The 24,000-nt window shown below is 61.4% G+C and carries 20 protein-coding genes; 12 read left to right on the top strand and 8 right to left on the bottom strand.

Annotated elements, in window-relative coordinates; translation table 11 throughout:
• Nucleotides 1-22: 22 nt before the first annotated feature.
• From SNE34_RS09065 to SNE34_RS09035, 8 genes are all read left to right on the top strand, one after another.
• Complete coding sequence (locus SNE34_RS09065) at nucleotides 23-499, top strand: hypothetical protein (RefSeq protein WP_332616661.1); 477 nt, start codon at nucleotides 23-25, stop codon at nucleotides 497-499.
• Between the two features lie 62 nt (nucleotides 500-561).
• The gene (locus SNE34_RS09060) at nucleotides 562-2,166 is read left to right on the top strand and encodes an FkbM family methyltransferase (protein WP_332616660.1); all 1,605 of its coding nucleotides are present in this window, start codon (nucleotides 562-564) and stop codon (nucleotides 2,164-2,166) included.
• Complete coding sequence (locus SNE34_RS09055) at nucleotides 2,163-5,786, top strand: glycosyltransferase (protein ID WP_332616659.1); 3,624 nt, start codon at nucleotides 2,163-2,165, stop codon at nucleotides 5,784-5,786. The genes SNE34_RS09060 and SNE34_RS09055 overlap by 4 nt, the downstream gene beginning before the upstream one ends.
• A gap of 68 nt (nucleotides 5,787-5,854) precedes the next feature.
• Nucleotides 5,855-6,325, top strand: a complete 471-nt coding sequence (locus tag SNE34_RS09050) for a hypothetical protein (RefSeq protein ID WP_332616658.1) — start codon at nucleotides 5,855-5,857, stop codon at nucleotides 6,323-6,325.
• A 38-nt stretch (nucleotides 6,326-6,363) separates the two neighbouring features.
• Entirely contained in the window at nucleotides 6,364-7,716 is a 1,353-nt protein-coding gene (locus SNE34_RS09045; protein ID WP_332616657.1) for a hypothetical protein, read from the top strand.
• Complete coding sequence (locus tag SNE34_RS14830; RefSeq protein WP_425604491.1) at nucleotides 7,658-7,813, top strand: DUF6270 domain-containing protein; 156 nt, start codon at nucleotides 7,658-7,660, stop codon at nucleotides 7,811-7,813. Before SNE34_RS09045 ends, SNE34_RS14830 begins: the two co-directional genes overlap by 59 nt.
• 99 nt (nucleotides 7,814-7,912) lie before the next feature.
• A complete protein-coding gene (locus SNE34_RS09040; RefSeq protein WP_332616656.1) occupies nucleotides 7,913-10,030 on the top strand; it encodes a hypothetical protein in 2,118 nt (705 codons plus the stop codon).
• A gap of 39 nt (nucleotides 10,031-10,069) precedes the next feature.
• A complete protein-coding gene (locus SNE34_RS09035; RefSeq protein WP_332616655.1) occupies nucleotides 10,070-10,774 on the top strand; it encodes a class I SAM-dependent methyltransferase in 705 nt (234 codons plus the stop codon).
• 18 nt (nucleotides 10,775-10,792) lie between these two features.
• On the opposite strand, the gene SNE34_RS09030 is transcribed toward SNE34_RS09035, so the two are convergent.
• From SNE34_RS09030 to SNE34_RS09005, 6 genes are all read right to left on the bottom strand, one after another.
• Nucleotides 10,793-11,170, bottom strand: coding sequence for a GtrA family protein (locus SNE34_RS09030; protein ID WP_332616654.1), 378 nt, complete (start codon nucleotides 11,168-11,170; stop codon nucleotides 10,793-10,795).
• A gap of 19 nt (nucleotides 11,171-11,189) precedes the next feature.
• Nucleotides 11,190-12,164 carry a glycosyltransferase family 2 protein gene (locus tag SNE34_RS09025; RefSeq protein WP_332616653.1) on the bottom strand — a complete coding sequence of 325 codons (975 nt, stop codon included), beginning with the start codon at nucleotides 12,162-12,164 and terminating at the stop codon, nucleotides 11,190-11,192.
• Between the two features lie 7 nt (nucleotides 12,165-12,171).
• Entirely contained in the window at nucleotides 12,172-13,131 is a 960-nt protein-coding gene (locus SNE34_RS09020; protein ID WP_332616652.1) for an NAD-dependent epimerase/dehydratase family protein, read from the bottom strand.
• Nucleotides 13,132-13,197: 66 nt separating this feature from the next.
• Nucleotides 13,198-14,361 carry a non-hydrolyzing UDP-N-acetylglucosamine 2-epimerase gene (wecB, locus tag SNE34_RS09015; protein ID WP_345786101.1) on the bottom strand — a complete coding sequence of 388 codons (1,164 nt, stop codon included), beginning with the start codon at nucleotides 14,359-14,361 and terminating at the stop codon, nucleotides 13,198-13,200.
• Nucleotides 14,358-15,296, bottom strand: a complete 939-nt coding sequence (locus SNE34_RS09010) for an electron transfer flavoprotein subunit alpha/FixB family protein (protein ID WP_332616651.1) — start codon at nucleotides 15,294-15,296, stop codon at nucleotides 14,358-14,360. The genes wecB and SNE34_RS09010 overlap by 4 nt, the downstream gene beginning before the upstream one ends.
• Nucleotides 15,296-16,048: an electron transfer flavoprotein subunit beta/FixA family protein gene (locus SNE34_RS09005; RefSeq protein ID WP_332616650.1), complete on the bottom strand. Its 753-nt coding sequence runs from the start codon at nucleotides 16,046-16,048 to the stop codon at nucleotides 15,296-15,298. The genes SNE34_RS09010 and SNE34_RS09005 overlap by 1 nt, the downstream gene beginning before the upstream one ends.
• Nucleotides 16,049-16,184: 136 nt before the next feature.
• On the opposite strand from SNE34_RS09005, the gene SNE34_RS09000 reads away from it, so the two are divergent.
• The 4 genes from SNE34_RS09000 (at nucleotide 16,185) to SNE34_RS08985 (ending at nucleotide 21,599) form a co-directional block, all read left to right on the top strand.
• Entirely contained in the window at nucleotides 16,185-17,612 is a 1,428-nt protein-coding gene (locus SNE34_RS09000; protein ID WP_332616649.1) for a mannose-1-phosphate guanylyltransferase/mannose-6-phosphate isomerase, read from the top strand.
• 222 nt (nucleotides 17,613-17,834) lie between these two features.
• Nucleotides 17,835-18,575 (top strand): CoA transferase subunit A, encoded by a 741-nt coding sequence (locus SNE34_RS08995; RefSeq protein WP_332616648.1) that lies wholly within the window; start codon nucleotides 17,835-17,837, stop codon nucleotides 18,573-18,575.
• A complete protein-coding gene (locus tag SNE34_RS08990; protein WP_332616647.1) occupies nucleotides 18,575-19,207 on the top strand; it encodes a CoA transferase subunit B in 633 nt (210 codons plus the stop codon). The genes SNE34_RS08995 and SNE34_RS08990 overlap by 1 nt, the downstream gene beginning before the upstream one ends.
• Nucleotides 19,208-19,238: 31 nt before the next feature.
• Entirely contained in the window at nucleotides 19,239-21,599 is a 2,361-nt protein-coding gene (locus SNE34_RS08985; RefSeq protein WP_332616646.1) for an acyltransferase family protein, read from the top strand.
• Between the two features lie 4 nt (nucleotides 21,600-21,603).
• On the opposite strand, the gene SNE34_RS08980 is transcribed toward SNE34_RS08985, so the two are convergent.
• Together SNE34_RS08980 and SNE34_RS08975 are read right to left on the bottom strand one after the other, a co-directional pair.
• Complete coding sequence (locus SNE34_RS08980) at nucleotides 21,604-21,948, bottom strand: hypothetical protein (RefSeq protein ID WP_332616645.1); 345 nt, start codon at nucleotides 21,946-21,948, stop codon at nucleotides 21,604-21,606.
• Nucleotides 21,949-22,205: 257 nt separating this feature from the next.
• Nucleotides 22,206-23,705 carry a DUF4331 domain-containing protein gene (locus SNE34_RS08975; protein WP_332616644.1) on the bottom strand — a complete coding sequence of 500 codons (1,500 nt, stop codon included), beginning with the start codon at nucleotides 23,703-23,705 and terminating at the stop codon, nucleotides 22,206-22,208.
• Nucleotides 23,706-24,000 lie beyond the last annotated feature (295 nt).

The raw sequence follows: 24,000 nt of genomic DNA, 5'->3' as shown, positions 1-24,000 counted from the left end.
GGCCCATGAAATGGAGAGATACATGCGCAAGACCATTGTTTCCGTGACGCTGCTGTGCCTGCTGGCGGCAGGTTGCGACCAGAAATCCTCGGTGGATCAAGGTGCGTCGTCCCCGATTGACGGCGCAGCAACCCCGGGTCCGGCAAAGTCGAGCTCCGTCAAGGCATTGGTTCTGGCTGACAACTACACCCCGACGTTTGCGCTTCAGGTGCGCTCGCAGCGACATGAGGCGGCTGGTGCGAAGTTTCGCCACGTGGTGATAACCGAGTATCTGGACATGGACGCGCCGGAGGTCATTGCGACGATCCAATCCGACCTGGCCAGCCACGGCTTTGCCGTTGCGGCACCCGTTGCGCATGGCGATGCCACAAGGCTGGTCGGCAAGAAAGAGGGGCTGCAGTTCTTCGCTGACGTCCATGACTCCCCGACAGTAGAGCTACAAGCCGAGAATGCCCGCGGGATTGTTTCCTTTACGTGGATGGATGGCGATTCGCGTTAGCTCGCGGGGCGCGTCAGCCAATCCAGTTTATTGGCCTAAGTGATTGATCGTTCCGGTGGGTTATGGGCAAAATTGTCGAACGCTTGCAGATTGAAATAGAGTATGCGGGAACTCCAGTTCTGTTCACGCTGCCGTCCAGGGACGATCATATTTCAAAAATATTGACGACGGATCGCAATTTTTACGAGATTGACATGCTGGAAGCACTCGCGCCAGCGTTGAATGAGGGTGACCTGGTAGTCGATGCCGGTGCCAATATCGGCAATCACACCATTTTCTTCGCCAAGATCCTCAAATGCCGTGTTCTCGCGTTTGAGGCATTTCCCGCGACTGCGGCGGTGCTTGCTGAGAATGTGAAAGCCAATGACCTGACTGCGCTCGTGCAGGTTCACCAGGTTGCCTTGGGCGAGCGCAGTGGCGCCGCCAGTGTGGTGGCCTACGACGAAACCAATGTCGGTGGTACTACATTGAAGACCGACAAGCGCGGCAGCATCCCGATTACCCCCCTCGACAAAGTCGACATCGATGGAATGGTTCGATTGCTGAAGATCGACGTTGAGGGAATGGATCTGGCGGTATTGAAAGGTGCGAGGCGTATCCTCGAAAGGGATCGGCCCTGGATCGTTTGTGAGGCAGGGAGTGACGCCGCTTACCAGTCCATCCATGGATTCATGGATGGACTGGGTTATACGTGCACCGCGGTTTACAACGCGACCGACACCTTCTTGTTCCTCCCCTCACGTAGTGATGACGAACGTCGCTTGCTGGTTGATCGGGCTTTTGCCCAGATGATGGCAATGCAACGCGGCGAAAGGCAGATTGCGGCTGGATTGGCGCAGGCAGGGCGTTACAGTGAGCGGATGAAGCGTGAGGCGTTGGCTGAGGTGCAAGGGCGTCTGGAAACTTGGGACAAGAAGCAGGCTGAGTTGGAACAGAAACTCGTGATTGCGACGGATCGCGACACCCGAGCCGAACTGGATCGGGAGCAAAGTTTGGTAAAGCTTGCGGCGTTTGAGCGACAGCAGGAAGCGAGCGTCGCCGCGCTCGCCGAAATGCGTGCGACCCTGCAAGCCGAGAGACAGCAGGCCGCTGCGCAGTTGGCTGATGCGCAGGGCCGCGCGAACGAGGGTAGGAAGGAAATCACGGCGCTGCTGGAGCGGTCGATGCAGGCCAGGCAAGTCCTGGAGCAGCAACGCGCGTCGCTCGCTCGACTGGAGGCCACACTGGGCCGCGAACGAGCGGAGCACGAGGCACAAGTGACAGACTTGCGCGAATCGGCCCAGCGGACGCTTGCGGCAGCCGAAGCGCAGGCAAGCCATCTGTCGGAGCGACTGGTCAAGCGGGACGGACAGCTGGCCAGACACGAGCGCGAGTTGGCAGACAAGCAACGGCGGATCGTCGATGCTCATCGTGTGTTGCGGCTCAGGACCCATAGTGTTTCCGAGTTGGAGCGACAACTCGCAGTCGAAAGACAATCTCTGGCGACGGCCAATGACGAGTTGGACAGCCTGCGTGCTTCAACCTCGTTCAAGCTTGGAGTGCTCGTCGTAAGCTCGATGCGTTCACCGATCCGCGCCTTCGCGCTGTTGTGGAACATACCTGTCTTGTTGTGGCGGGAATGGCATCGCCGTGGCCGCGGCGGAAAGTCCCCGAGGGGCGATTCGTGACCGTTGGTGGCGACAAGAAAGGTGTGAGTGAGGTGGCCTCTGGGTTGGGAGCGACGATAGAGGCCAATGATCGGGATCGTCGAGAAGGCGCCGCCGTACTCGCGCTCGCTCGTGACCTCGCCCAACAGGAACGGAAGATCCTGCTGCTGCAGCAGGAGATCGCACTGCGTGAGGCGGCAGCCAAGGAGCTTCAGGAAAGGCTGGCGACCCAGCGTGTCGATCACGAAATAATGTCGCAGCGGATGCAGCAGCAAGCCGCGGCCCTACGCGAGGAGCGCGACGACCTCGTCATGATCGCGCGCATGGTCCGTGAAAAGCTCTGCGAGCTGGAGGACTACCGTGCCGAACTTGATCCGCGGGAAGCATCCCTGGTGGCCAGAGGCCCCGCACTTCATGTCCCGCAAGCCATGCGTCACCTGCGGCTCGCAGGGATCATGGACGAGTTCACCGCCAGTACGTTCATCCATTCGTGCGACCTGTGTCTGGTTGACGTGGCGGGCTGGGAGCAGCAACTGGTCGCGTTCAAGCCGGAACTGCTGATCGTCGAATCCGCCTGGCACGGCAACAACGGGCAATGGACGCGCAAGGTCAACCACCCCTCCCGTGAGTTGCTCGGCCTACTCGACTGGTGCTCGCGCAATGGCGTGCCAACGGTGTTCTGGAACAAGGAGGATCCGGTCCACTTCGACACCTTCATCAACACCGCGAAACTGTTCGACCATGTGTTCACCACCGACCTGGACTGCATCGGTCGCTACAAGACATTGCTCGGTCACGACCGCGCGTACCTGTTGCCGTTCTGGGGACAGCCGCGTCTGCACAACCCGATCGAGCGCTTCGAACGCAAGAACGCCTTCTGCTTCGCCGGGGCTTACTACGTGCGCTACCCGGAACGCCAGCGTGACTTTGACACGCTCATCACCACCTTGGAAAAGTCCGCGCCCGTCGAGATCTTCGATCGCAACCATGGCAAGGACGATTCGAATTACATGTTTCCGGAGCGCTACCGCAATCTGATCCAGGGCACGCTCGCCTACGCCGAGATTGATCGTGCCTACAAGGGCTATGCGTTCGGCATCAATCTCAACTCGGTGAAACAGTCGCAGTCGATGTTCGCGCGTCGCGCTTTCGACTTGATTTTGTCCAATACCCACGTGGTTAGCAACTACTCGCGTGGCTTGCGATTGATGTTTGGCGACTTGGTGACCTCGACCGACGCCGGTAGGGAACTGAACAAGCGTTTGCAGCCGATGCTCGAAGAGGGTGGGACGGGGACGGTGTCATACCGTCGCATGCATCGTCTGCTGGCCTTGCGCAAGGTGATGCTCGAGCACACCACCGACAACCGGCTCGCATACATCCTCAGCAAGGTCGGGGGCAGGCACGTTGAACGCGAACTGCCGTCGGTCGTGGTCGCCGCCGCGGTTGGCAGTGATGCGGACATGGCCCGGGTGATCACGGCCTATGATCGGCAATTGTGGCACGCCAAGCGCCTGGTGTTGGTTCTGCGCGATGGATTCTCGCCAGGCAACGCGCCGACGCATGGCCGGCGCGACATCAGTCTGCTGATGCAACGCGATGCCGAGACGATCGCGCCCAACGAGGCGTGGCCGGGCGGGGTGGTGGCATTCTTCAGCGTGCGCGATTTCTATGGCGCGAACTACCTCACCGACACGGCGCTCGCCTTCCTGTACTCACCCGCCGACGTGGTCGGAAAGGGTGCGTGGTACGAAGCGAGCGAAGAGAGCCTGGAATTGCAAGGTGACGGTCGCCAGTACCACTGGCAGGCATCACTACCGTTGCGCCGGGCGGTCGCTGCGGTGTCGGCGCTCGCGGGCTCTTCGCTGCAGGAGTGGCTGCGGGACCTGGACATCCGCCGCATCAGTGGCGAGTCCTGCCTTGCCCTGGACGAGTTTGGCTACGTCGCCAATGCCGCCAGGGATACGTGTCCCGAACTCGACGAGCCGGTGATCGATACCGGCCTGCCGATCCAGGTGATGCTCGACAAGGCCGAAGCCATCCAAGGAATTGCCCAGGCACTCGACATCGAGCACGGTCTCGATGCGACGACGTTGGGCGCGTTGTTTGGCGGTGATATCGACTCTGGTGCGATTCGCCTGAAGAAGGTCGACGATGCTCTTTTTCTGCGATCACTGCTGGGCGAGACCCAGCACAAGTACGTATACGCCAGCAGGCTTCTGACCCCGGACGAGCTTTCAAGCTCCGCCGAGATCAGTTTCAATCTGGTAGCGATGCCCGGGCTGCACCTGGATGTGGTGCTGATTTTTCTGGCCCACGATGGCTCCAGACTGGGGCAGACGATCAAGCCGTTCGGCCGCAACCACGTTTACGTCATGCCGGAGGATACTGCCAACATCCGTCTCGGACTGCGCGTCCTCGGTCCCGGTAGTGCCCGGATCGCCGGTCTGTCGCTGCGGCCGATGCCGGACACGGGGCCGACGGTGCCGCAGTTGGGCCGCTCGCGAAACCTCTTGCTGACCAATATCTATCCCTCGGCCGAGCATCTCTACCGCAACGGTTTCGTCCATCGTCGGGTGCTCGGCTACCGCGACGCGGGTGTTCGCACCGACGTGTTCGCGTTCAACCCGCGAACCCGGCCCCATACCTATGAGTTCGACGGGGTTGACGTTGGTGTCGGCGGTGCGGACCAACTGCGATCGCTGCTCGATACAAACTCTTACGAATCGCTGTTGGTGCATTTCCTCGATCCGGCCATGTGGTCAACGATCAAGGATCGACTGCATAACACGCGTATTGTCGTATGGGTGCATGGCTCAGACATCCAGCCGTGGCAGCGGCGTGCCTTCAACTACACAACCGAGGGTGCGTTGGCGGAGGCGAAGGCGGCCAGTGAAGTGCGGATGTCGTTCTGGCACAAAGTGTTCAGTTGCGACCATCCGAACCTGCACTTCGTTTTCGTTTCGCGTTACCTCGCTGAAACAGCGATGGAGGACATCGGCGTTGCGCTCACTGGCCGTCGCTATGACATCATCCACAATTATGTAGACAATGAGTTGTTTCTGTATGCGCCGAAGCCGGAGAACCAGCGGTACAAGGTGCTTTCGATCCGACCTTACGCGAGTCGGACATATGGTAATGACTTGACAGTGAAATCCATTCTGGCGTTGCGCGACCAGCCATATTTTGCCGACATGGCTTTCAGATTGATCGGTGACGGAGCGCTTTTCGATGAGACTGTGGAGCCGTTGCGGGAGATGGAGAACGTTACAATTGAGCGTCGCTTTCTTTCACAGATCGAGATCGCTGAGATCCATCGGGAGTACGGAGTGTTTCTCTGCCCCAGCAGGATGGATACGCAGGGGGTCTCCCGTGACGAGGCGATGTCATCTGGCCTGGTGCCGGTGACGACCGAGGTGGCGGCAATCCCCGAGTTTGTCGACGACGAATGTGGCCTGCGGGCACCAGCGGAAGACTGGGCTGCGCTGGCGAGCGGGTTAGGGGAGTTGGTCGAGAATCCGGCCCTATTCGCCAAGCTCTCCAGGAACGCCGCCCTTCGCGTGCGCGCGCAAAGCGGCTTCGAGCAGACCTTATTCGCGGAGTTGCGACTTATAAATCCATGTCATCACAGTGACAACTAAGTGTTCCGGGTCGTGCTTTTGATGCAGCGTCCCTGTTGAAACCTGCTTTTAAAAAAAGGGCCACCTCCATGAACAACAAACTCGTTTCCCTAGCGCTTACCGCGGTGCTGCTCGTCGCCTGTGCCCAATCCGATGCCCCTACCTCGCCAAGTGCGGGATCTCCGTCGAGCAGCCCGCCGCCTGCCACCACAGATCTTGAGCTCGCCCAAGGCGATGCTGTTCTCATCAATGGCTATATTCCAGCGTTTCCACACAAAGTGCGCTCGATGCGCGACGAAGGGAACAGTCATTTTGTGGTGGTGGAGTATCTCGGCGTGGATCGCGATGTCGCGATTGCCGCAATGTCGGATTCGTTGCGGGGCAAGGGCTTCAAGGTTGCAGGGCCACAACCTCGTGAGGCAGCGGTGCAGTACGTCTATATCGGCACCGACGGTCGCCGCATGAGTGCCATCTTTTCCGATCCGTCCTCAGCACGGCTGATGAATCCCGATGCCCAAGGTATTGCGATGTTCTCGTGGACCGACACGGCAGCGAACTGATCTAGCCAAGAATTTCGCGAAGCACACGGTCGCACGCGATGCACGGGTACAAGCAAGTGAACAAAGAGGATATCCTCGATGGCTACGACTACGCAGCTTGGCACTGCCAGCGGCACGTATGGCCATCGATCGACGCGTTCCTGACAGCTCCGGTCCTTGCAGATGGCATCCATTCCATCGATTGCGCTGGGTTGCCGCTTGATCTGCTGTTTCATGGAAGCCCGCTGGACATCTCTGGCTGCGTCGTGGTGCCAGTGTTTTTCTCCGGTGCCGTTACCACTCGGCGCGGAACTCATCCTCCGTTCTTCTCTGGCCTTGGCATTGCCAAGACCCGGCGCATGCCGGCAATCTGTGTTGCGGATCCCTCCTTGGCGCTGGATTGCACCTTGGGTTTGGCATGGTATGCCGGAAATGCACTGCAGCCGATCCAGACTGCACTGGCGGCAGTACTTCAAGGGCTCGCCATACGCTCGGGACGGGAGCTATTGCTGATCGGCGGTTCCGGCGGTGGATTCGCAGCACTCTACTACGGCCATGTCCTGGGTTCTCAGGCGTCGGTGTTGACGTGGAATCCACAGATCGATTGGCTCGAATATGAAGAGACGGCGGTCCGGCACTACCTCGCGGTGGCCTACCCCGATCTGCCGTTGCCAAGTGAGAAAGGTCCTGCTTTCAGACTGGCCGCGTCGAATGCGTTGCAGTCGCTTGAGGTGGTTCACTCACTGCTGCCCATCGCGGAACAAGCTGGGGTTGCGGTACCACGTCGCCTCGTCTATCTGCAGAACGCGTCCGACTGGCACGTCGCCCGCCATGCAGCGCCCTTTATGGAGGCCGTCGAATATTCCGACTTGGGCGACGGGTTCCACATGTCCCTCAGCCGTGAAGGATTCATCTGGTTCGGAAATTGGGGAAAGGGACATGAGGCGGCACCTCGCGACCTGGTTGAGTTCGTGTTGCAGCGAATGCTGGATTTCGACATGCCTCCCGCCGCGTTGATCTCAGAGATCAGCGGAGGCGAGATGGCGTGCTACATCGATGCGAAGGATGCGCCGCGTGATCTGCGACAGGCAATTTTCAGTACCACGGTAAAAGCCACCACCACCGGCGAGACGCTCCACGCGCAAGTACACCTTGATCCGGTTCCGGAACGGCAGGGCCGGCTCAGCTATGCCTTCTATCTGTTCTCGGGCGAAGAGCGCATCGCAACGCGCTGGTATGAGAACGAAAACTCGTTTGTTCACGCCGAAGTTCTCGACAAGCCGGTCACCAGGGTGATGGCCTTCGTGCGAGACGGTTTCGGCCGTCAGTTGTCGATCCAGGAGACTCGAGAAATTGCGAGGATGGCTGCACTGCCGGTGGCCCGAGACTGTCTCGGGAGTTCGTTTCATTGATTATCCAGGCGAACTTTTGGTCGCGGACACAAATCACAAATGGGGTATCTCCCTATTTCATTATCTCTGGGGAGATGTGTTTGCACATGATGCGTGAGCTTGGACGGTTGCTGAAAGTGCCGGCAGGCACTGACGATGCTGTATACAATCAATGCCTTTCGCAGCCTTCGCGAGGCCAACAGATGGACGACGGTGAATGCTCAAGTCAATGAAGTCTTTTGCGCTTTCATCTGCTCGTTTGCGGCGTGCGGGAAGCGCGCGCGCAGTGGAGATGATTGTTGCGCTGTTGGCCATTCCGTTGCTCATGTTGCTGGCGCTGGTGCTGTTGCAATACGGACAACAGGTGATTGCGGCTATCGGCAATGGCGGGGTTTACTCGTTCTATGGATTTGCCGCCGCACTCGCGACCGCTGTCGGATTGATGTTTGTCGCAGTAGTGCGGCGGGTGACGCCCTTCAATCCGACCGGATTCCTGGCGTGCTCGCTGACGGCAGCTGCCGTCCTCTACTACGCCTATATTTCGTCGATCGATGTTGTTTGGATCAGCGATTTCAAGGGAATGTGGCAGGCAGCCGTGGACATGGTGTCCAGCGGAAACTACACAGTTCAGACCATTCATGATGAGCGTGTACTGCCCATTCTGGTCCCGACGATTCTACTGTTCGGGGCTGACCCCGCCGTGGTGCCGATCGTCAACCTTGTCCTCCTGCTGGCTATTCAATTGGCAGGGTATGATCTGGCGCGTCGTATCGCGGGGCATCGCGCGGCGCAAGGATTTGTGGTGCTGTGGATCGGTGCGATGGAGCCGATTTTTGCGTTGCCGCTCACCAATCACGATATATGGGGCCTTTTCTTTCTCGTCTTGTTCCTGTGGGGGCTGCGGATCACGTTCGACCGTCTGGCAGCGGGCAAGACGTCCACGTCGAGAAATAAGGGCATCTTGGCTGGATGTGTTCTGGGCTTGGCGGTGGTTCTCACGTTGTTGGACATGCAGCGCGAGCTTACGCCGATCGTGATATTGGGTTTCGCCCTGGGCGCACTGCTGTTGCTGCTGAAGGGTGGCACTGCAGTTCGCCTGCGATCGGCCGTGCTGCTCGCGACGGCGGCGTTCCTTCTTTACGGCGGTATCACTGCTGGTTTGAAGCACAGCGGTTACATGCTGACCTCGCAGCAAGGGAGCTACTTGGCAGATATCCGAGTTGGCGCTTACGGATCATCTCTGTCAACGGGTAGGTACGGGCAAGGGCAGGTGCTGTACAAGGCATTTATTACCCAGTTGGATGGCGAGGCACGCCATGATTTGGTGAACGCCATTCCGCTGTCCGACCTGGTTCTGCAACCTGCGGCGCGGATCGGGAACGTCGTTCATCGAGCCCAAGGGCAAGCATTGCTTGGGTCGCAGACGTTCTTCTATCAATCACAGGCCAAGACGAAGTCGGATTGGTTGCTCCCGCTGACGCGCGCGTACAACGTGTGTTATTCCGTCGTGCTCGCTGCGTTGAGTCTGTGGCTGATCCTGCCGTTGCTGCGGCGGCTCGATTCGCTCGACGGATTGATTCAGATGAGCCTGTTGAGCGCGTTGGTGGGACTGCTCCTGCTCGTTGGAGAGAGCCAGCCGCGTTATATCTTCCCCTTGTGGTTCATCCTGGCTCAGTTGGTGGCTTTCGCTTTGGCCATGCGCCCGGGCATTACGGGCGACCGCGTGCCGGTGACTTCGGTGTGGGGTTGGGACGTCACTCGCGGCACATTGCTGATATTTGCCGCATACGCGGTGCTCGCGCTTGCGGCGAGATGGGTTTACGTGGAGTCTCGCGGTCGCACGCTGTCCGGCTGGCAACCGGGCTTGAATGGTGCCGTTGAACCCGTGCCGCAGAACTGGTTCCAAGCCAGTCAGGCGCTATCCGCAGCCAAGATCAAGCACGATGGCGCTGACAAACGCTCCGCCGGATTCGGTGACCTGGCCCTGGTGCTGAAATTTCCGGTCAATGTCGAGCCCGGAGCAACGACTAGCGCCGATAAGACGCTATGCGTGGGAGACGAAAGGTTGTCGCTCGAATTTTTCTACTTCATGCCCTATCAGAACCCCGCGGCGAAGGGCGCCTTCACGCTGGAGGCCCTGGTTGACAACCGACTGCGCTGGACCATCCAGTTGCCCGGCACCGAAAAAATCACCCGCGTACGTATCCCGGATGTCCTGCCTGCCGGCACCTGCGGTGACCTGAAATTCAGTCTCCGGGCCAATCGGGGGCTTTTCCGTCCGTCCTGGGTAAGCGCCTCCCAGGTAGACGTGTACTTTCCGAGACTCGTGCGTTGATCTCCGCACGCGGATCATTTGAACCCGGGAAACCAAAGCATGTCTGATTCAAATCGCTGGGCCAACGACGAATACCCCGACTATCGGAAGGACGTGGATGACGCCATCGGGTTTTCCGGGCTCGGCGTGGACTACTTTCTGAAAGGCAAGGCGGACAGTGCCATAGCATTGCTCGACAGACACTCGTCAGGGGGGGCAGTCGCGGCGTCTTGCCTGGACATCGGTTGCGGCATCGGCGCGATGCATCCTGCCCTGATGGGCCGGGTAGGCCGGCTCGATGCGGTGGATCTATCGAGCGACGCGATCCAGACCGCCAGATCCGCCAACAGAGGGATCGAATACCAGGCGTACGATGGCGGCAGGCTTCCCTACGCTGACGGGACTTTCGACATGACGCTCACGGTGTGCGTCATGCACCACGTACCGCCGGCCGATTGGCCCGCGTTCGTGGCCGAGGCCTGGCGGGTGACTCGCCCCGGAGGGCTGTTCGCGGTCTTCGAGCACAACCCGGTCAATCCGCTTACGCGGCTGGCAGTGTTGCGCTGCCCGTTCGACCACGACGCGGTTTTGCTGGGACCGCGCAAGGTCACGCAGTTGCTCGAGCATCAGGGCTTCGTCCCGGTCGACCGCGAATTCCTGTTCTTTGTCCCGCTCAAGTACGGGTGGGCAAAGCGGATCGACACGGCGCTGTCGCGGGTCCCCATCGGCGCCCAGTACGTGGTCTGCGGCAGGCGTCCCGAATAGCCCGGTGAACGCGCTCGATCACTTTGAGTTCAGCGCGATTCGGATGAACAGGAACGTCGGTGGGATCGTCAGGACGATCACCCCGATCGCAGCGAGCCAATGTGGCAGCAGTAACACCTCCAACGCGACCTTGAGCAGAAGGATGCTGACCAGGTACTGCGCCAGATAGACGCAGAAGAACGCCAACGCGGACCTTCCGCGAAGCGGCTTCTTGAACACGAACAGGGCGTTGGCCACATAACCAGACCCGATGCCGAGCAGGTAGCCGATCCCCCACGCAATCGGATACGGCAACCAGTTCACCAACAGCAGGTATGCACCGTAGGCGACCAGTGTGTTGCTCGCGCCGACGATGAGGAAGCGGATGAACTCGCGTGAAACCACGGCGGTCGTCATCCGGTTCGTACGCAGGCAATCAAGGCTGGTCAGGCGGTTGCGCGAGCCGCCCCGGGCCACTGGTGCGCTCGATCGAGTAAACCGGACGCTTGTATACCGCGCCCATCAGGCGGCCGAGATACTCGCCCAGGGTGCCGAGGATCAGCAGTTGGATGCCGCAGGCCAACAATACCACCGACATCAGCGATGTGTAGCCGGGGTCGGTGATGTGCCCCGTCAGCCGTCCCCAGATCACATAGAGCAGATAGAGGAAGCTGAAACCCGAGAGCGCCGCTCCACCGTAGGTTACCAAGCGCAACGGCAGGTGGGAGTAGGTGACAAGGATGTTGGTGGCGTGCGAGATCAGCTTGCGCAGAGTGTAGGCGCTCTCGCCGTGCCTGCGTTGGCCATGCGGGACGGCGACGGCGCGCGCGTTTGAGGTCAGCCAGGACAGCATGCCGTCGACGTAGGGACGATTGAGGTCGAACCGACCCAGTTGTTCCGCGAGGGAAGCATGGATGACCCGGAACGAGGTGTAGTCCTCGTTCATGTCCGGGAAAGCGCGCTTCAGACAAAGACGCATCAGCTCGGAAGTGATGTTCCGATAGCTGGCATGCGTGCGCTGCGCGAACACACCGTAGACCAGTGGATGATCGATGTCAGCGGCATCGAGCAGCGCGCCGATGGCTTCTGGCGGATGCTCTATGTCATCGTCCATGGTGACGATCCACTCGCCACGGGCCTTGCCGATGCCGCAGATCGTCGCGGCGTGTTGGCCGAAATTCCGGGTGAGGCGGACGCCGACGACCTCGGGATGGCTCCGGCTCAGTGACTCGATCATGGACCAAGCGTGGTTCTGCCCACGGTCATCGACCAGGATCAGCTCATAGCTCAGAGCGCGTTCACGCATTGCGGTGTCGAGACGCTCGCGCAGCTCGGGCAATGCCTCGGTTCCGCCGTACACGGGCACCACCACGGAAATGTCGACGGGACGGTTCGCGACTGCGGTTTTCATGGGCGAGCTACTCACGATCGGCGATCTGTTCGCGGCTGTACGACCCCAGGAACCAGCGCCAAGTTTGATCGAGTCCTTCGCGCAGCGGGATTTTCGCCTTCCAGCGATAGGCCGCGCGTGCTGCGTTCGTGTTCAAGGATACGTGGGGCACATCGAAGCTGCGAGCGGGCTGGAACTCGACATCGATTCGCCGGCCGGCGCTACGTTCGCAGGCCGCGACCAGTTCCAGAATCGAGGCGGTCTCACCGGACGCAGCATTGTAGACGGCATACTTCGTGTCGTCCTCGTGTTTGAGCGCTTTGATGGTGAGATCGATGAGATCGCTTACGTGGCAGTAGTCGCGCACGGTCTGGCCGTCGCCCCATATTGTGAAACTGGTTGCCTCGGCGGCGCGGGCGAACAACGTTGGCACGATTGCGAAGCCACTCGCGGCATGCTGCCCTGGTCCATAAATGTTGCTGGGCCGCAACACGACAGCCTGCCAGGTCGTGGTCGCGGTGCATGCATGGATAAACGTTTCCGCGGCGGCCTTCCCTGCCCCGTAGTACGACCGCGGTCGCCGTGACAGGCTCTCATCGGCATCGATGGCCAGGTCGCCATAGACCGCACCGGCGGACGACATGTAGAGCATGCGGCGCTCGGGAAAGTCCTTGGCAAGCGAGAGAACTTGCGCGAGTGCAGTGAGGTTTCCGCTGATTTCCAGCAAAGGTGCCGAAGTCGATGCCGAGGGCGTGGTGAGACTCGCGACATAGATGACATGGCGGCATCGTCCGATCAGCTTTCGCAGTAGAGCCCCATCGTCGATTGAGCCCTGGATGCGTCGCACCTTCCCGCATTCTGAATCCACTTCGGAGCGTGCGAGTGCATAAACGTGATAACCGAGTCCCGCGAGGCGGTCGACCAAGTGGGCTCCAATAAAGCCCGTTGAGCCAAGCACCAACACTCCATCGCGTATGTCGTGGTCCATTCATTGCGTCCGTAATGCGGGGCTAGGCGAATAGCTGGCTTGCCGGGGGACAAGAATCACTCTCGGTCAGAGTTTTGCCCTGGCAATGGTTTCGGCGATCCGGCGCGAAGCCAACCCGTCCCCGTACGGATTGAGCGCGCGTGCCATCGCAGCGTATGCCTCGGGATCGTCCAGCAAGCGCGTCGCTTCGGTGAGGATGCGGTCCACTGACGTGCCGACCAGCCGTACCGTGCCCGCGTCCACCGCCTCGGGTCGCTCGGTGTTGTCGCGCATCACCAAGACAGGCTTGCCGAGCGAGGGTGCTTCTTCCTGGACGCCGCCCGAATCAGTCAGGATCAGGTGCGAGCGCATCATCAGGTAGACGAAGGGCAGGTAGTCCTGTGGTGCAATCAGGTGGATCCCCTCGGTACCTCCCAAGACGCGATTGACCGGTTCTTGCACGTTCGGGTTCAGATGTACGGGATACACTACCTGCACGTCACCGCGCTCCGCCAATGTGCGCAGGGCGATACAGACTTGTTCGAATCCGGCGCCGAAGTTCTCGCGGCGATGGCCGGTAACCAGCACCATGCGCTTGCCGGAATCGAGGAACGGAAAGCGTGCTTCGAGTTCTACGCGCAGATCGGAGTCGTTCTCGATACGTCGCACCACGTCCAGCAATGCGTCGATCACGGTATTGCCCGTGACGTGGAGGCTCGCGGCAGCCACGCCTTCAGCCAACAGGTTGTCGCGCGACAGGGCTGTTGGGGCGAAATGCAATGCGGTCAGCGGTGCGGTGAGACGGCGGTTGGCCTCTTCCGGCCAAGGAGAGTACAGGTTGCCCGTACGCAGACCGGCTTCAACGTGTCCGATCGGAACTTGTTGGTAATAGGCAGCCAGAGCCGAGGCGAGCGTAGTGCTGGTATCGCCATGCACGAGGACGAGGTGGGGGCGTCGACGGGCGATGACCTCACTCATTCCACTGAGGATGCGTCCGAACAGGTCCGGCAATGTTTGCCCCGGGGTCATGATGTCGAGGTCTTCGTCCGGAACAAGGTCGAAGAGTTCAAGTACCTGATCAAGCATTTGCCGGTGCTGGGCGGTGACTGCAACGACTACTTCCGTGCCAGGCGTGGAACGAAGTGCGGCGACGACAGGCGCCATCTTGATCGCTTCCGGACGCGTGCCGAAGACGACCATGACACGCTTGTTGATCAGCTTGTCGTCCGTGACGGCGGCATTGTCGTTCAAAGTACCTGCTCCAGTTCCGGCAACACCTTGAACAAGTCGCCCACCAAACCGATATCGGCAATCTCGAAGATCGCGGCATCCGCGTCCTTGTTGATCGCGACGATCGTGCCGGCGTCCTTGATCCCGGTCAGGTGCTGGATCGCGCCGCTGATGCCGATGGCGACATACAGCTCCGGGGCGATGATCTTGCCGGTCTGGCCGACCTGCATCTCGTTCGGGCAATAACCGGCGTCGACCGCCGCGCGCGAGGCGCCGACCGCGGCGCCAAGCTTGTCGGCGAAGTCGTAGATGATCTTGAAGTTCTCCGCCGAGCCGACGCCGCGGCCGCCGGAGACCACGCGCTTGGCGCTTTGCAGGTCGGGGCGGTCGGATTCGCCGGCGGCGAGGCCGATGTAGCGGCTGTGGCCCGGAAGGTTGGCGTCGACGCTGGCCGCCTCGACCGCGGCGTTGCCGCCCTTGGCGGCTTCGGCCCACGAGGCAGTGCGCACGGTCGCGACGACGGTGTGGTCGCTCGGCGCCTCGACCGTGACGATCGCGTTGCCGGCGTAGATCGGGCGCTTGAACACGTGGCTGGATTCGACCGCCATCACGTCCGACACCTGGGCCACGCCGAGCAGGGCGGCGACGCACGGCATCAGGTCCTTGCCGAAGGTGGTGCTCGGGCCGAGCACGTGGCTGTAGCCGTCGGCCAGCTTGGCCACCTGCGGCGCGAGCACCTGCGCGATCGCGTGGGCATTGGCGTCATTGGCGACGGTCAACACCTTGGCGACGCCCTCGATCTGCGCGGCCTCGGCGGCCACCGCGGCCGGGTCGGCGGCCAGCACGACGATGTCGATGGTTTCCGGCGACAACGCCTTCGCCGCAGTCACGCACTTCGCGGTCGCGGCGTTGAGCTTGCCATCCAGGTGTTCGGCAACAATCAGTACCTTGCTCATTACAGCAACCCCTTCGACTTGAGTGCGGCGACCAGTTCGGCCGCGTCCTTGACCATCACCCCGCGGCTGCGCTTCGGCGGCGCCGCGTAGTGAGTGGTCTTGAGGGTGTCGCCGGTGTCGACGCCGAGGTCGGCGAACGCGATCGCCTCCAGCGGCTTGCTCTTGGCCTTCATGATGTCGGGCAGCTTGATGAAGCGCGGCTCGTTGAGGCGCAGGTCGGTGGTGACCACGGCCGGCAGCTCGACTTCCAGCGTTTCCAGCCCCGCGTCGACTTCACGGGTCACGGTGGCCTTGCCGTCAGCGACTTCAAGCTTGGACGCGAAGGTCGCCTGCGGGCGGCCCCAAATCGTCGCCAGCATCTGCCCGGTCTGGTTGGCGTCGTCGTCGATCGCCTGCTTGCCGAGGATCACCAGGTCCGGCTGTTCCTTCTCGATCAGCTTGAGGAACGTGCGCGCGGCGGTCAGCGGCTGCACGTCCTGGCCGGCCTCGGTGACGACGTGGATGGCGCGGTTCGCGCCCATCGCCAGGCCGTTGCGCAGGTGCGCCTGGGCATCAGCCGGGGCGATCGTGGCGACCACGACCTCGGTCGCGATGCCCTTGTCGCGCAGGCGCAGCGCCTCCTCCAGTGCGATCTCGTCGAACGGGTTGGCCGACAGCTTGACGCCATCGGTGACCACGCCGGAGCCGTCCGGCTTGACCTGGATGCGGACGTTGAAGTCCACCACGCGCTTGTAGCCGACGAGGATTTTCATCGTTGCGGGGGTTCCTTGCAGGTGTGCGGCCGTGGGGGCCGATAGCCGCTCATTCTAGCCGAGCAGCCGGGTGCCCGCAGGGAGGTGGCCGGCAGGTCGGCTATCCTTGGCGCCACCCGCTTTACGAGGATTCGCGATGCTGCATCCGGTGGTACTCAGTGGTGGCAGCGGCACCCGGCTGTGGCCGTTGTCGCGGCAGAACCAGCCCAAGCAATTCCTGGCGCTGGTCGGCGAACGCTCGCTGTACCAGGAGACGATCCTGCGAGCGGCGGCGCTGGAGGGCGTTCAGCCGCCGGTGACCGTCTGCAGCGAGGACCACCGGTTCATGGTTGGCGAGCAATTGCAGGCGATCGGGATCGCCAGTGGCGGCATCGTGCTGGAGCCGGTCCCCCGCAACACCGCGCCGGCGATCGCGCTGGCCGCGCTGCACGTGCTGGCGGGCGATCCGGAAGCGACGATGCTGGTGATGCCGGCCGACCACCTGATCGAGGACGAGGCCGCGTTCCGCCAGGCGGTGGCGACGGCGCTCGGGTTGGGCGGCGACGGTTGGCTGGTCGCGTTCGGCATCGAGCCCGACTACGCCGAGACCGGCTACGGCTACATCCTGCGCGGCGAGCCGCTGTCGGGCCGCGACGTGGGGGAGGGTGGCTACCGGATCGAGCGCTTCGTCGAGAAACCCGACCTCGCTACCGCCGAGCAGTACCTGGCTGACGGCCGCTATGCGTGGAACTCGGGCATGTTCCTGTTCCGCGCCCAGCGTTATCTGGACGAACTCGGCCGCCACGCGCCGGCGATTCTCGATGCCGCCCGCAAGGCCTACGCCACCCCGTCGCCCGACCTCGACTTCACCCGGATCGATGCCGACGCCTTCGCCCTCAGCCCCAGCGACTCGATCGACTACGCGGTGATGGAGAAGACCGATCGCGCCGCGGTGGTGCCGGTCAGCTGTGGCTGGAGCGACATAGGCTCCTGGACCTCGCTGTGGGCGGTCGCCGAGCACGATGCCGACGGCAACCGCAACGAGGGCGACGTGATCTCGATCGATACCACCGGCAGCCTGATCAAGGCCTCCGAACGGCGCATGATCGCGACCATCGGCGTCGACGACCTGGTCATCATCGACACCGCCGATGCCACCCTGGTCGCGCGCAAGGGTCGGGTGCAGGACGTCAAGGCCGTGGTCGATGCGCTGAAGGCGGCCGGTCGCACCGAGCACCTGTTCCACCGCAAGGTCTACCGGCCGTGGGGCAGCTACGACTCGATCGGGGTCGGCGAGCGCTTCCAGGTCAAGCGCATCCAGGTCAAGCCAGGCGCCGCGTTGAGCCTGCAAAAGCACCACCAGCGGGCCGAGCATTGGATCGTGGTGTCCGGCGTCGCCGAGGTCACCTGCGACGACAGAGTGTTCGACCTGCGCGAGAACGAGAGCACCTATATCCCTCTGGGCAGCGTGCATCGACTGCGCAACCGCGGGACCGAGCCGGTCGAGCTGATCGAGGTGCAGTCGGGCAGTTACCTGGGCGAGGACGATATCGTCCGGCTGGAGGACGTCTACGGTCGCTCGTGACGTGCTCCCGCTCTCGCTTGCGGGAGAGGGCTGGGGTGAGGGCACGCGAATCACGCTTGCGTCGGCCGTCGCGACGGCGCATGCCCTCATCCGCCCTTCGGGCACCTTCTCCCGCAGGCGAGAGAAGGGAACGGCCATTGCCCTAACGTACGGTTCGGTCGGGCGGCGCACCCGCGATACACTGGCGGTTCGCAAAAGCACGCCCCCGCAAAGGAGTTGTCCATGGCCCAGGCCAGTGCCGCGACGCCGTCCGCCGGCAACGCGAAGAGCAAGCTCTACCCCGACGCCAGAACGGCGCTTGAGGGCATCGTCGCCGACAACCAGACCCTTGCGGTCGGCGGTTTCGGCCTGTGTGGCATCCCCGAGGCGCTGATCGCCGCGCTGCGCGACTCCGGGGTCAAGGGCCTGACCGCGATCTCCAACAATGCCGGTGTCGATGGCTTCGGCCTCGGCCAACTGCTCGGCACCCGCCAGATCAGGAAGATGATTTCGTCCTACGTCGGCGAGAACAAGGAGTTCGAGCGGCAGTTCCTCGCCGGCGAGCTTGAGCTCGAGTTCAACCCGCAAGGCACCCTGGCCGAGCGCCTGCGCGCCGGTGGCGCCGGCATCCCGGCGTTCTTCACCGCGACCGGCTACGGCACCGTGGTTGCCGAGGGCAAGGAGACGCGCGAGATTGACGGTCGCCATTACGTGCTCGAAACCGCACTGGTCGCCGACGTCTCGCTGGTCAAGGCGTGGAAGGCCGACAAGGCTGGCAACCTGCTGTTCCGCAAGACCGCGCGCAACTTCAATCCCGCTTGCGCGATGGCAGGCAAGACCTGCATCGTCGAGGTCGAGGAAGTGGTCAAGATTGGCGCGATCGACCCCGACCACGTGCACCTGCCCGGCATCTACGTCGATCGCATCGTCCACAACCCCACCCCCGAGAAGCGCATCGAACAGCGCACCGTGAGGAGCAAGTAATGGCCTGGACCCGCGAGCAGATGGCGCAGCGCGCCGCGCAGGAACTCACCGACGGCGCCTACGTCAACCTTGGCATTGGCCTGCCGACTCTGGTGGCCAACTACATCCCCGACGGCATGGACGTGTGGTTGCAGTCCGAGAACGGCTTGCTCGGCATCGGCCCGTTCCCGACCGAGGACGAGATCGACGCCGATCTGATCAACGCCGGCAAGCAGACCGTCACCGCGCGCGATGGTGCCAGCTATTTCGGCAGCCACGACAGCTTCGCGATGATCCGCGGCGGCCATATCGACCTGGCGATCCTCGGCGGCATGGAAGTCACCGACAAGGGCGACCTCGCCAACTGGATGGTGCCGGGCAAGATGGTCAAGGGCATGGGCGGCGCGATGGACCTGGTCGCCGGGGTCAAGCGCGTGGTCGTGCTGATGGAGCACACCACCAAGCATGGCGAGCCGAAGCTCCTGGCGGAGTGCACGTTGCCGCTGACTGGCGTGGGTGTGGTCAGCCGGATCATTACTGACCTGGCGGTGATGGACGTGACGGACGATGGCTTGAAGCTGGTCGAGCTGGCACCGGGCGTCAGCGAGGAAGAGTTCCGCCAGAAAACTGGGTGTCCAGTGGTTGCAGCTTAAGTCTGGTTGCAGCCTAAGTCCTCCGGCCCGCATGACCAACACTGCAGCTAGGCCAGGAGCTTACCGCCCGGACATCGACGGGCTTCGTGCGGTTGCCGTACTTAGCGTCATTTTCTACCACATCAACAACGCCTGGGTGCCCGGAGGATATGTCGGCGTCGACATCTTCTTCGTTATCTCCGGTTTTCTGATCACCCGGAATATCTGGAGAGAACAGCAAGCCGGCAAGTTCTCACTGGCCGATTTCTATCTTCGACGAATCAGGCGCATCGCGCCAGCGTTCCTTGTGGTTACCGCCACTACCGTGGCAGCCGGAGCGTTCTTGTTGCTGCCTGCTGACCTGCTGAGACTCGCCGTATCGGCGATATGGGCATCCTTCTCCGCGGCCAACATTTACTACTGGAAGTATCTGGACACCAGTTACTTCGCGGCTGCGTCATCAGAGGAGCCGCTGCTACACATGTGGTCGCTTGGCGTGGAGGAGCAGTTTTACCTCCTTTGGCCTGCGTTGTTGATGCTGCTTGCCCTGGCCTCGCGACGTAAGTGGATCACGATCTCGGCAACGGCGCTGATTTGCGTGGGATCCTTTGCGATTGCGGAGCTGACGAATGTCAGCGCGCCGAAGTTTGCTTACTACATGCTGCCGGCAAGAGCCGGCGAGTTGATGATGGGCGCGCTGCTCGCGTTCCACGCGTGTTCGCGCAATGGAGAATCCCGCGTACCGACCGGTTGGTGGCTGTGGGCGCGTGAGCTGGCATCTATCTGCGGGCTCGGACTAATCGCGTTCTCGCTCTGGTGGCTCGATGATGCATCGCCGTTTCCCGGCGTCAACGCCCTCTATCCTTGTTTGGGCGCAGTGCTGGTTATCTTGTCCGGACAATGGGGCTCAAGGCTGACTCATGTACTGCTTACTCCACGCCCTGCAGTTTATATCGGGCTGATTTCCTACTCGCTGTACCTGTGGCATTGGCCGATACTTGCTTTCATCCGCTATTTCTATGGCAAGGTAAACCATGATCACGCGGTGCTCGCGCTAGCGGCGATGCTGGTCTTGTCGGTTGCCAGCTACCGCTTCGTCGAGCAACCGGCAAGGCGAGCGCGAATGGCGCCGGCGAGGCAGGTGCTGGCAATGCTGGCGTTGCCTGTCGCGGTGGTTGTGTTCGCCGCCAGCCTACTGGTCCGAAGCGACGGACTCAAATCCATGATCGAGTCGACGGACCAGTACCAAGATTCGATGGCTACTTTGAATCGGCAAACCAGCGTTGCTAGTCGTAGCGTATATTCATGCATGGACTCGAAGCTTTCAATGCGGGCTACGCTAGTCAGCGAACACTGCGTGCTGGGAGCGAAATCCGGTGGCCAGGCAATCACTCCGAAGGTATTCCTCTGGGGAGACTCGAATGCCGGACATTACATTGGAACTCTCAGGGCGATTGCGGAGCGCGACGGGTTCGCGTTCAGGTACGCGACTTTGTCTGCGTGCCCCGCCCTGTTTGGCGACGGTGAATTCGGTTCACCCCGCGCGAGGGACGGCTGCAGTTCGTTCCGCGAGTCGATGAGGAAGCATTTGTTGCGGGACTCTGTGGTCGAGACCGTGGTGCTGGCATCACAATGGGCAGTCCATCAACGCATCCCCGGATTCAGGGAAGCTCTGGACAGAACCGTCGAGGAACTGACAAGCGCAGGAAAACGCGTGCTGCTGATTGGACAGGTTCCGGGCTTTGCCGGGTACAACAAGGATTGCGCGCTGCGTTGGGCCCGAGTTTCTACGGCGCGTTGCGAGGAGCGTCAGTCGAAGTACCACACCGGAAATTTATCCATTAACGACTACATGGATGATCTGGCGTCGCGGGACGACGCGGTCGACTATGTCGATATCCATGACGTCCTCTGTCGGGACGGTCAATGCTCACCCTATGTGGACCAGGCCCCGGTGTACTTCAATCCGACGCACCTGAGCGCCGCGGGATCGTACTTGATCGGAAGGAAAATCGCCGCTTCGCCGCTGCACGATCCATGGCTTGCCGCTTTCTCGGCGGTGGTACCGCGCTCTCGCGCCGTTCTCGCGGGGGGCTATCAGCCCGGCTTCCCGTACGAGATCAGGTCGCAACGACACGTCCCCCGCGATAATGGGCTGGTACAGCATGTAGTCATTACCGAATATATCGGCATCGATGGCGTAGCTGTCCTGGAAACACTTCAGCAAGAGCTGGGAAAGCGTGGATTCTCGATGGAAGGCCCCACCGAAAAGGGCCGGGCCAAGCGTTGGGTTGCTCGACGCGGCCCTTACGACATGGTCATCGACATCACCGAGAATCCGGCCATCGCACTAACCGCGCCGGATGCCCGGGGTCTTGTCTATTTTGCTTGGAAGGACCAGCGCATGCGCTGAGAAGTCAGCGGGTTGTCTTTTCTTTTTCGGCTTGTTCCGCGGCCAAGCGTGCCTGATCTTCGATGGCTTCTGCAATGGCAGCATCGTTCAACACGCGGTCGGCTACGGCGGCTGCCTTTGGAACGCTTGCTGTGACTTCAGCGGCTTCGGCGGCAATGACGGGGTCGAGAGGTTCGATGCTGGAGGGACTCGCCACGCTGGCTGCGCTGCTGGTAGCTAGGCTGGCGTCAGCGTCAGCGTCAACGGTAACCGGTTGCGGGCTACCGGCCGCCGGGTCCGCGGATTCGCCCCGGCAGGCCGACAGGGCGAGCACCGATGCGCTCAACAAGATGAAGATGTTCGGGTTCATATGGCTAGGCTTCCTGTGGTTGCGCGATTGTCTCAAGTGCTGATTGATGCGACACAGGCCTGCGGCTGGGCGTGAACCCCGCACGTTCCAACAGCCAATATGCGAGTAAGGCGACGATAGCCTCGTACTCTATCAACCCGTGACGTATCCGATGGTTGCCTCATGAACGCAGGTGACGCTTCGGCGGCATTGTTGCCGCCGAAGCGTCAGTACCGGATCAATCAAGTTCGTCTTTCGACCCTGGGATCGGCCCAGGATCAGTTCGCGACACCGCCAGGTGCGCCCGCCGTGTTGGGCGAGCCGGCAAGCGGCGTATTGAGGTACGGGAAGGTGTCTCGAAAGTCGGTGGCCGCGACGATTGCTCCGTCGGTATAGGGCAACTGACCTGACGGAGCGACATCTGCAGGCAACAAGGCGCCCATTGCGACCCGTAGCTCGATATCCACCACGTCGTCGCCGGGACGACGGCCGTTGGGGAAACCAGCAGCGTCGCCAGCCAGCGCGCCCAGCGAATCCTGTGCTGCGGCGGCTGCCGGGGCGATTGCGGTGTTGAGTCGCATCATCTCCGCAGGCCGGATGTTCGCAGGCTGGTTGAGGCCCGGTAAGCCGGTCAGGAACGCGGCCACCAAGTCGGTTCGCGGGAACTGGTTGGGAGCGGTGACAGTCGGATACAGCGCCTGGATCAGCTCGGGCAGGGTGGGGTGGGTCACGTAGCGGGCGAAATACGCGTCGTTCCACGGGAACGAATTATTGAAACTGTCCTTGTCCGGCAGGCCTATCACCACCTCGTTGACCAGTGGGGCCGACAGCCTCGAGACCTGGGTGAAGCGGCCGTTGGACGTTTCGAGGCTGGCAGTACTCCACGCCCCGATAACCGGATCGCTGCCTTCCGTCATGCAGGAAATTGGAACTTCCAAGGCGATCGTGGTGACGTTCTTGTCCGCAAGTACGTTCTCTTCGCCATCACGCGCGCCCAGCGGATTGGTGTTGATCAGGTCGAACACCTCACCGACGTTGACCGAAAAACCTTCCCGGCGTTGGCCGACGAACACGCGGGCATCTCCGGCGCATCCGGCCAGGCCAACGTCATAGATGTGGCGGTCTGCATAGGCGGCGTAGCCCGGAATGGATTTCTCACCGATGTAGTCGGAAGGTTTGATGAATACGTTGCCACCGCCAAAGCTCAGGTTGGTGGCGGGACTAATCTCGGTGCGGTTACGAACCGTTACGAGCGAGTAAACCTCTCGGAGATTGTTGTTGCTTGCCTGTGCGGCAGCACCAAACGGGCCGATATTTCTCAATGGCACGGGAACTTGGACTCCGTTGACCGGAATCCAGATGTTCCTGTAGTTGTTGGCGAAGCGGAAATGGAAGGCCAGGTCCTCCACCGAGTTGCCGTCACTGTCGACGTGGATGCTGTACATCGCATCCGGGTCCATCGTGAAGTAGTTCGGTCCGCCGTAGGGGTCCTGGAACGGCTGGAAGTTGGCGATCAGGGTGACGTACCCTTCACGTCCCTCCTCGTAACTGCGGAACATATACACATCGGTGTTGTCTACTTTGGGAGTCTCGGTGATCAGCGGCGCTTCACGGTGGCTGGACCCGACCGCGACACCGGTTATCGCCGCGCCTCCGGCGAGTGCTATGGCAATGGCTGTTCGTTTGATCATTTGGGTTTCATCCTGGATGTGGGCGAATGCGAAGACGCTCGCGTGATCATGAACAGGCGTCACCCAAGGTGACTTTCGTCTGTTCATTTGGGGGTACGTCTGAAGTAGGTGTTCGGATGCAGTTGGCTCGATCCCGAGCGGTGGCCGCACCGGCACGTCATTTTTTCGGGTTCTTCACGACGCATGCGACCATCGCGAACACATCTGATCGCTAGATCTCCAAGGCGCATTTGCATGCGCGTCGACGTGGATATGACTGAACAGGAAGATAGCGCAGCTGTTTGTCGAGGGGCGTACAGCGGACTGAGAACACCCACCTGAGTCATTTTGGCTATCGCCTGGAAGGAGGCGGTGGAGCCGGAGTGTCCATCTTTGGCACTTG

Origin of the sequence: Novilysobacter erysipheiresistens (assembly GCF_036663935.1) — a bacterium.
Classification (GTDB): Bacteria; Pseudomonadota; Gammaproteobacteria; order Xanthomonadales; family Xanthomonadaceae; genus Novilysobacter; species Novilysobacter erysipheiresistens.
Note: the sequence above shows the minus strand (reverse complement) of the source record. Positions and strands in the feature narration are given on the sequence as shown.

Excerpts from the sequence above, each read along its gene's own strand:
- SNE34_RS09035 (WP_332616655.1), top strand. The coding sequence starts at position 10,070 with ATGTCTGATTCAAATCGCTGGGCCAACGACGAATACCCCGACTATCGG.
- SNE34_RS09010 (WP_332616651.1), bottom strand. The coding sequence starts at position 15,296 with ATGAGCAAGGTACTGATTGTTGCCGAACACCTGGATGGCAAGCTCAAC.
- SNE34_RS09050 (WP_332616658.1), top strand. The coding sequence starts at position 5,855 with ATGAACAACAAACTCGTTTCCCTAGCGCTTACCGCGGTGCTGCTCGTC.
- SNE34_RS09060 (WP_332616660.1), top strand. The coding sequence starts at position 562 with ATGGGCAAAATTGTCGAACGCTTGCAGATTGAAATAGAGTATGCGGGA.
- SNE34_RS08995 (WP_332616648.1), top strand. The coding sequence starts at position 17,835 with ATGGCCCAGGCCAGTGCCGCGACGCCGTCCGCCGGCAACGCGAAGAGC.
- SNE34_RS09020 (WP_332616652.1), bottom strand. The coding sequence starts at position 13,131 with ATGGACCACGACATACGCGATGGAGTGTTGGTGCTTGGCTCAACGGGC.
- SNE34_RS08990 (WP_332616647.1), top strand. The coding sequence starts at position 18,575 with ATGGCCTGGACCCGCGAGCAGATGGCGCAGCGCGCCGCGCAGGAACTC.
- SNE34_RS09065 (WP_332616661.1), top strand. The coding sequence starts at position 23 with ATGCGCAAGACCATTGTTTCCGTGACGCTGCTGTGCCTGCTGGCGGCA.
- SNE34_RS08980 (WP_332616645.1), bottom strand. The coding sequence starts at position 21,948 with ATGAACCCGAACATCTTCATCTTGTTGAGCGCATCGGTGCTCGCCCTG.
- SNE34_RS09000 (WP_332616649.1), top strand. The coding sequence starts at position 16,185 with ATGCTGCATCCGGTGGTACTCAGTGGTGGCAGCGGCACCCGGCTGTGG.
- SNE34_RS09045 (WP_332616657.1), top strand. The coding sequence starts at position 6,364 with ATGCACGGGTACAAGCAAGTGAACAAAGAGGATATCCTCGATGGCTAC.
- SNE34_RS09025 (WP_332616653.1), bottom strand. The coding sequence starts at position 12,164 with ATGAAAACCGCAGTCGCGAACCGTCCCGTCGACATTTCCGTGGTGGTG.
- SNE34_RS09005 (WP_332616650.1), bottom strand. The coding sequence starts at position 16,048 with ATGAAAATCCTCGTCGGCTACAAGCGCGTGGTGGACTTCAACGTCCGC.
- SNE34_RS09030 (WP_332616654.1), bottom strand. The coding sequence starts at position 11,170 with ATGACGACCGCCGTGGTTTCACGCGAGTTCATCCGCTTCCTCATCGTC.
- SNE34_RS08975 (WP_332616644.1), bottom strand. The coding sequence starts at position 23,705 with ATGAACAGACGAAAGTCACCTTGGGTGACGCCTGTTCATGATCACGCG.
- SNE34_RS09040 (WP_332616656.1), top strand. The coding sequence starts at position 7,913 with ATGCTCAAGTCAATGAAGTCTTTTGCGCTTTCATCTGCTCGTTTGCGG.
- SNE34_RS08985 (WP_332616646.1), top strand. The coding sequence starts at position 19,239 with ATGACCAACACTGCAGCTAGGCCAGGAGCTTACCGCCCGGACATCGAC.